Source organism: Vibrio fujianensis, assembly GCF_002749895.1.
Taxonomy (GTDB): Bacteria; Pseudomonadota; Gammaproteobacteria; order Enterobacterales; family Vibrionaceae; genus Vibrio; species Vibrio fujianensis.
This window is the reverse complement of record NZ_NBUS01000039.1, coordinates 215,846-222,891: the sequence shown is the minus strand read 5'-3', so window position 1 is coordinate 222,891 and position 7,046 is coordinate 215,846. Positions and strand designations below refer to the sequence as shown.

Genomic DNA, 7,046 nt, shown 5'->3' with positions numbered 1-7,046 from the left:
CGGAAGAGATGAGCCTACTTACCGCTTTCTTAACTCATGCAGCATTAGAGGCTGGGGAAGGGCAAGCGGATGAGTTTGATGATGCGGTGCAACTGATGACCTTGCACAGTGCGAAAGGGTTAGAATTCCCACTGGTCTTTATGGTGGGGGTTGAAGAGGGCATGTTCCCGAACCAGATGTCGGTTGAAGAAGCGGGGCGTTTAGAAGAAGAGCGCCGATTGTGCTACGTAGGCATGACCCGTGCAATGCAAAAGCTCTACATTACCTATGCGGAAATTCGCCGTTTATACGGCCAAGATAAATACCATAAACCGTCGCGCTTTATCCGAGAATTGCCTGAGCAATGTTTGGATGAAGTGCGAATGAAAGCGCAGGTGAGTCGTCCGGCAAGCAGTGGACGCTTTAGTGCTACCGCAGTAAAAGACAATTTTAACGAAACCGGGTTTAGCCTTGGCGCACGAGTCCGGCATCCCAAATTTGGTGACGGTACCATTATCAACTTCGAAGGCAGCGGCCCACAAAGCCGAGTTCAAGTCGCATTTAATGGCGAAGGGATCAAGTGGTTAGTGACCGCTTATGCCAAATTAGAAAAAGTGTAGTCGCTTTCAGCAATAGGGCGGTGAGGTTCCTGGGTATCGCTGATGCTGAACGATCAAGTTTTAGCTTGAGAGTAAAAGGTTGATAACCGACAGAAACGTGGGATAACGAATAAAAGAAAACCCCGCGGGCAAAGCCCTGCGGGGTTATGGTCTTACTCGCAGCAATCCAGCTACTAAATAAGTGCTCCCTGCATCGATTCCTTGATAGTGTGCTATTCCTTCAGCGTAATCCGTTCATCGCCTTCCTAGCGGTGTCCTCGATCTTCCTGATCTGCTAACCATCCTGTCAGCGCACATTACTTGTTCCTTGAGCAGTGTCCTTGACATCATCCTAATGTTTCGTCCATGCCTCATCCCGAGGTGTCCATTGCCATTCCATTGTCGTTACCGTCCTAGTAACGATTGAGTCCGTTCAATGTCCTTTCGCTTTCCTTGCCGATTGTTTGTCCTCAACAACCGATCCTTCATCCTGAAGAGTACTATCCTTAGTGATTCCTTTTCCCTGTCAGCATCCTTCCGACACATCCAATATCGCGTATTTGTTTGAACCATACAAGAGCTGAAAAAGGATATGTTTATCTATCTGCGGTATCTTTTACTTTTATGTTATTTTAAATCAACATGTTATGTTTTTTCTTTCGGTTTTTATCAGTATGGAAAGCGTGATTTACTTACCTGTTTGTGCGAGATCTCTTACAGCGAACCAAGGTGATTTACTGCTGATACAAGATCATTTTTTAGTCTTAAATGCTATGCGGTTACGCTAACGAGTGCTTGGTACAGAATAATCAAGCCAATGATGCTAAAAATAACGCCACAGAGCGCATCGATATAACGGCTCGTTTGTTGTAATCGACGTTGCAACCTTTCGGTGGAAAGCATCCAAGCGAGTGAGGCAAACCACAGCAATGAGAGTGCCCATAGAATGACCAGCGCTAAGCTCTTGCCTTGCAGGGACATGTCGGCGGGTACTAAGGTCGACATTAAGCTAATAAAAAAAATCAGGGCCTTGGGGTTTAAAATATTGGTAATCAACCCACGAGAAAATGCCTGACGTTTGTTACTCAGCAATAAAGCGGGATGGGCTTGTTCGGTTGTAGCTTGCCCATGTTGTAAGGTATATCGTAAGGCATGAAAGCCGAGATAAAGTAAATAACACCCTCCTGCAAGCTGTAAAATCGCAAACAAAACGGGGTGCTGATGAACTAAGTAACTGACGCCTGTCAAGCTCAGGAGTGAATGAAGAAAAATACCACATGACAGTCCAAGTGCGATAAATAGACCAGTTTTGCGTCCGTACCGTGTTGCGTTTTGGATCACTAATGCCACATCCGGCCCAGGACTCATTAAGGCGATGAAATGGACGCTAGCAAGCGTAAAGACTAGGCTGATTTCGTTCATAGTTAAGTCTGATAAAAAATGATCATCTAATGGCGTCTACGGTTATAGACGGCAGCATCAAAGGTAAACACCAGCAATGCCCCCCAAATAAATAAAAAGGTTACTGCTTTATCACTCGAAAAAGCTTCGCCATAGACCATTACGGCTAATAAAAACATAAAACTGGGTCCAATGTATTGGAAAAAACCGAGTGTGGAGAGTTTCAGCCGAGTGGCAGCACTGGTAAAGCAGAGTAAAGGAAGGGTCGTTACGAGCCCCGCACTGACGAGTAATAGATTTAAATGCCAATCATTCTCGGTCAGTGAACTGGTGGGCGAGTCTGCCAAAAAAAATAGATATAAAGTGGCGATAGGCAGCAGGACTAAGGTTTCAATAAATAAACCGCTTTGCGCCCCCACGGCCACTTTTTTGCGTAGTAAGCCATAAAGACCAAACGTTACCGCAAGCGCTAACGCTACCAGAGGAATAGAGCCAAATAAGATTAATTGAATACCGACGCCAATCGCGGCTAACAACACGGCAAACCATTGCAGTTTGCGTAGCCGCTCCCCTAGAAACAGCATCCCGAGAAAAACGTTTAAAAGTGGATTAATGTAATAACCTAAACTGGCGTCCAGCATATGGTTAGAGTTAATCGCCCAGATAAAAATTAACCAGTTTCCCCCTATCAGCAGTGAGGTCAATAGCAAATAGAACAGCTTATTTTTTGACTGGAAAACATCGACTACGGCTTTCCATTGGCGACTAAAATGTAACAATGCCGCCAATAAAAAGAAGGACCAGATGATACGGTGGCTAAGGATTTCAAGTGGTGATACTTGATTAAGCTGTTTGAAATAAATCGGGGCAATACCCCATATGGTATAGGCACTGAGTGCGAATAAAATGCCTTTCTTGGCTTCTTTTTGTTGTTCTTGTGTCATGCTTTACATCTCGCTGAGTACGCAACCATGAATATTGCGAATAGGTCGCCAGTATAGCGTGTAAATCAGATTCCTCGAACATTTTGCGGTTTTATTCACCGCCAAAGGGCACTACAATGGCAAATCTATTCTGATGCTGAACTATCAGTCTTTCCACTCATTAAAAAGAGCAAGCATGACCGCCACTTTACTCGCTGAACAATCCGCTTTCGCCTCTAACCCGCAGGATGTGTTACGAGAGGTCTTCGGCTACCCAAGCTTTCGGGTGGGTCAGCAAGAGGTGATTGAGGCGGCAATGGCAGGGCAAGATAGTTTAGTGATCATGCCAACGGGTGGTGGCAAATCGCTCTGTTATCAAATTCCAGCCCTGATCCGCGACGGCGTTACGGTGGTGATTTCTCCGCTGATTTCGCTGATGAAAGATCAGGTTGACCAACTGAAAGCAAACGGGGTAGCGGCTGAATGTGTCAATTCAACCCAGAGCCGAGAAGCGCTACAAAGTATTTATCAACGTATGCATGCGGGGCACATTAAACTGTTGTATGTGTCACCGGAACGGGTTCTCACCTCCGACTTTATTGAACGATTAAATCACTTGCCGATCGCGATGATTGCCGTGGACGAAGCTCATTGTATCTCACAATGGGGGCACGATTTCCGGCCAGAATACGCCGCATTAGGTCAGCTTAAACAGCAGTACCCTCATATTCCGTTTATGGCTTTGACGGCCACCGCAGATGATGCGACACGCGGCGACATCTTGCACCGCCTGCAACTCAATGAACCACATATTTATCTAGGCAGTTTTGACCGCCCGAATATCCGTTATTCATTGGTTGAAAAACATAAGCCGGTATCGCAGGTGATTCGCTATTTAGAAACCCAAAAAGGGTTATGCGGAATTATTTACTGTGGCAGCCGAAAAAAAGTGGAAATGTTAACAGAGAAGTTGTGCAATAACCGAATTCGCGCCGCCAGTTATCATGCTGGAATGGATGCCGATGAGCGCGCCTATGTTCAAGAAGCATTCCAACGTGATGATATTCAGATCGTCGTTGCGACCGTTGCCTTTGGGATGGGTATAAACAAGCCCAACGTTCGTTTTGTGGTGCACTTTGATATTCCGCGCAATATTGAATCTTACTATCAGGAAACTGGCCGAGCGGGTCGTGATGGCTTGCCTGCTGAAGCCATGATGCTCTACGATCCTGCCGATATCGTCTGGTTACGACGCATGCTGGATGAAAAAGAAGAGGGGCCGCAAAAACAAGTCGAAAGCCATAAACTGACCGCCATGAGCCATTTTGCCGAGGCGCAAACGTGTCGTCGCCAAGTGCTGCTCAACTATTTTGGCGAATACCGTGATAAGCCGTGTGGTAATTGTGATATTTGTCTTGACCCACCTAAGCATTTTGATGCAACCGAACAAGCGCGCAAAGCGCTCTCTTGTGTTTATCGGGTTAATCAAAGTTTTGGGATTGGTTATGTGGTTGAAGTGCTGCGTGGGATGCAAAATATCCGTATTCGCGAAAACGGTCATGACAAGCTCTCCACCTATGGCTTGGGTCGCGATCATAGCCATGATTACTGGGTGAGTATCTTTCGTCAACTGATTCATAAAGGGCTACTGCATCAAAACATTACCCGTAACTCGACCTTACAACTCACGGAAGAAGCACGTCCTATCTTACGTGGTGATAAAGCGATAGAGCTGGCGGTACCCCGTTTAGATACGGCGGCTCGGACGGTAAAAGCCGATAAATTATCGAGCAAGAACTACGATAAAAAACTGTTTGCGAAATTGCGTAAGTTACGTAAATCGCTGGCCGATGAAGAAGGCTTGCCTCCTTATGTCGTCTTTAGCGATGCGACCTTGATTGATATGGCAGACATCTTACCCACGTCTTATGGCGAAATGCTGGCGGTGAGCGGTGTGGGGCAGCGAAAATTAGAGAAATACGCGGATCTGTTTTTGGATGTTATTCAGGAGCATTTAACTGGATATGGCTGAATTTGTCTTAGGTGAGTATTTAGCCGGACAAGGCTGCATTATTTTACGTACTCCAACTTGGGATGTTGATACGTTTCCTGAGTTGGCTGAGCGTCTAGTTCGGTTACTTTCAGCCACGGTGATCGAAAAACAGCTGGATGCCGATCTGCATAGCTGGTTGATTGATTTCGAGGGTTGTCCGTTATTGTTGCGGGCCGAGCATTACAGCGGCAGTATTTGGATTGAGGCACTATCAGCCCAAGAGAGTGAAGAGGAATTAATCTTTCTCGCTCAGTTATTTGCGCGGGGTATTTAACGGTCAGAGCCTCATAGAGCGTCGATTCTATTTTAGTGGTGAGTCTTTAATGAAGATGGATTTAACCCAATGGATTACCGAAAGTCGTAATCCTGCTAGCGCGACAATTGATACCTTATCTACTTTGGATATGTTACGCATTATTAACCAAGAAGATCAAAAAGTAGCACTTGCCGTAGAAAAAACCTTACCCGAAGTAGCGCTCGCGGTTGATGCGATTAGTACTGCTTTTCAGTCGGGAGGAAGGCTCATTTATATCGGAGCTGGCACCTCAGGACGACTGGGCATTTTAGATGCTAGCGAATGTCCCCCTACTTATGGCTCGTCACCGGATTTAGTTGTTGGGCTAATCGCGGGCGGGCATCCCGCAATTTTAAAAGCAGTCGAAAATGCGGAAGATAATGCTTCGTTAGGGCAAACTGATTTACAGGCGTTGAACTTGACCAGTAAAGATGTCGTGGTCGGGATTGCAGCCAGTGGACGGACGCCGTATGTCCTTGGAGGAATGAGATACGCCAAAACCGTCGGAGCGAGCGTTGTTGCCATTGCTTGTAATCCTAACAGTTCGATGGAGCAGATAGCCGATATTGCGATTACGCCCATTGTGGGGCCTGAAGTGGTGACTGGCTCATCGAGAATGAAAGCGGGTACGGCACAAAAGCTGATTTTAAATATGCTCACCAGTGGTGCTATGATTCGTTGTGGTAAGGTGTTTGGCAACTTAATGGTCGATGTAGAAGCAACCAATGCTAAGTTGATTAAGCGGCAAACGCAGATTGTCATTGCCGCAACTGGTTGTAATGAGGAAGAGGCAGACAAGGCTTTACATGCCTGCCAGCGTCACTGCAAGACCGCTATTTTGATGATTCTTGCCGATCTGGATGCGAAGCAGGCCAGCCAGTTACTGGCAGTGCATCGTGGGTTTCTGCGTCCAGCGCTGCAAGCCAGTCTCTCTTAGCGGAGAGTATTTTTATATAGCATCCCGTTTTTCATGATGACTTGCAGATTTTCGGTGTTTTCTAAAATCGTTAAATTTTGTAAAGGATTCCCATTGATGATCAGTAAATCAGCCAATGCACCTTCTTCAATAACACCGAGTTTACCTTGATAAGGAGCACGCTCTCCTGAGAGCATTAGCAATTGAGCATTATCGTGAGTGGCCATTTTTAAAATCTCAAAAGGGCGATACCACTCGCTTAGACGTGTCAGCATTTTCGTTTGTTGCTGCAAACGCTCAGCACTGAACAGAATGTCCGTGCCCCAGGCGACATTTACCTGATGCTTTTTCGCCAAACGATAAGCACGATCGGTACCTTGTTCGACCATCTTTTGCTTAATACGTTGTGGTGAACCGTCGGCAAATGCCGATTTTCGATCGGAGGTAAATGGCTGCAAGCTCCACCAAATGCCTTCTTTTGCCATCCGTTTTACGGTTTTTTCATCCACCAGCTGACCATGCTCAATGGATTTAACTCCACCATCAATGGCTTGATTAATCGAGCGAGGGGTATAAGCATGCACTGCCACATAGGTGCCCCAATTTTCTGCCGCTTCTGTTGCCGCGCGGATTTCTGCAACACTGTATTGAGTCACATCCAGTGGATCGTAAAAGGAAGAGACACCACCACCTGCCATGAGTTTAATTTGTGATGCACCGAGCGCTAATTGTTCTCGCACGTGTTGACGGACTTCATCTGGGCTGTCAGCAATCGCTGAAGTGCCCGTTCTAACGGAGATGGTGTGTTTTTTACTATCTGCGCTGATCAGTTCATTAGGGAGTCGAAAATCACCGTGTCCGCCGGTTTGGGAAATAAAAG

General features: G+C 46.3%; 7 protein-coding genes. 4 read left to right on the top strand and 3 right to left on the bottom strand.

From position 1 onward, the window contains the following. Positions 1-599, top strand: a 599-nt coding sequence (locus B7C60_RS18025; RefSeq protein WP_245868657.1) for a 3'-5' exonuclease, incomplete at its 5' end; no start/stop codon positions are given. 750 nt (positions 600-1,349) lie between these two features. Here B7C60_RS18025 and B7C60_RS05810 read toward each other — a convergent pair. Both B7C60_RS05810 and rarD read right to left on the bottom strand, forming a co-directional pair. After that, a complete protein-coding gene (locus B7C60_RS05810; RefSeq protein WP_099610838.1) occupies positions 1,350-2,000 on the bottom strand; it encodes a LysE family translocator in 651 nt (216 codons plus the stop codon). A gap of 26 nt (positions 2,001-2,026) precedes the next feature. Then, positions 2,027-2,923, bottom strand: coding sequence for an EamA family transporter RarD (gene rarD / locus B7C60_RS05805; protein WP_099610837.1), 897 nt, complete (start codon positions 2,921-2,923; stop codon positions 2,027-2,029). 175 nt (positions 2,924-3,098) lie between these two features. On the opposite strand from rarD, the gene recQ reads away from it, so the two are divergent. The 3 genes from recQ to murQ are packed head-to-tail and all read left to right on the top strand — an operon-like array spanning position 3,099 to position 6,187. Beyond that, positions 3,099-4,934, top strand: a complete 1,836-nt coding sequence (gene recQ / locus B7C60_RS05800) for an ATP-dependent DNA helicase RecQ (protein ID WP_099610836.1) — start codon at positions 3,099-3,101, stop codon at positions 4,932-4,934. Further along, a complete protein-coding gene (locus B7C60_RS05795; RefSeq protein ID WP_099610835.1) occupies positions 4,927-5,229 on the top strand; it encodes a DUF3630 family protein in 303 nt (100 codons plus the stop codon). Before recQ ends, B7C60_RS05795 begins: the two co-directional genes overlap by 8 nt. A gap of 49 nt (positions 5,230-5,278) precedes the next feature. After that, entirely contained in the window at positions 5,279-6,187 is a 909-nt protein-coding gene (gene murQ, locus B7C60_RS05790) for an N-acetylmuramic acid 6-phosphate etherase (RefSeq protein ID WP_099610834.1), read from the top strand. On the opposite strand, the gene B7C60_RS18020 is transcribed toward murQ, so the two are convergent. Next, a partial coding sequence (locus B7C60_RS18020; protein ID WP_245868654.1) for a metal-dependent hydrolase family protein occupies positions 6,184-7,046 on the bottom strand: 863 nt, incomplete at its 5' end. The two genes, murQ and B7C60_RS18020, sit on opposite strands and share 4 nt — an antisense overlap.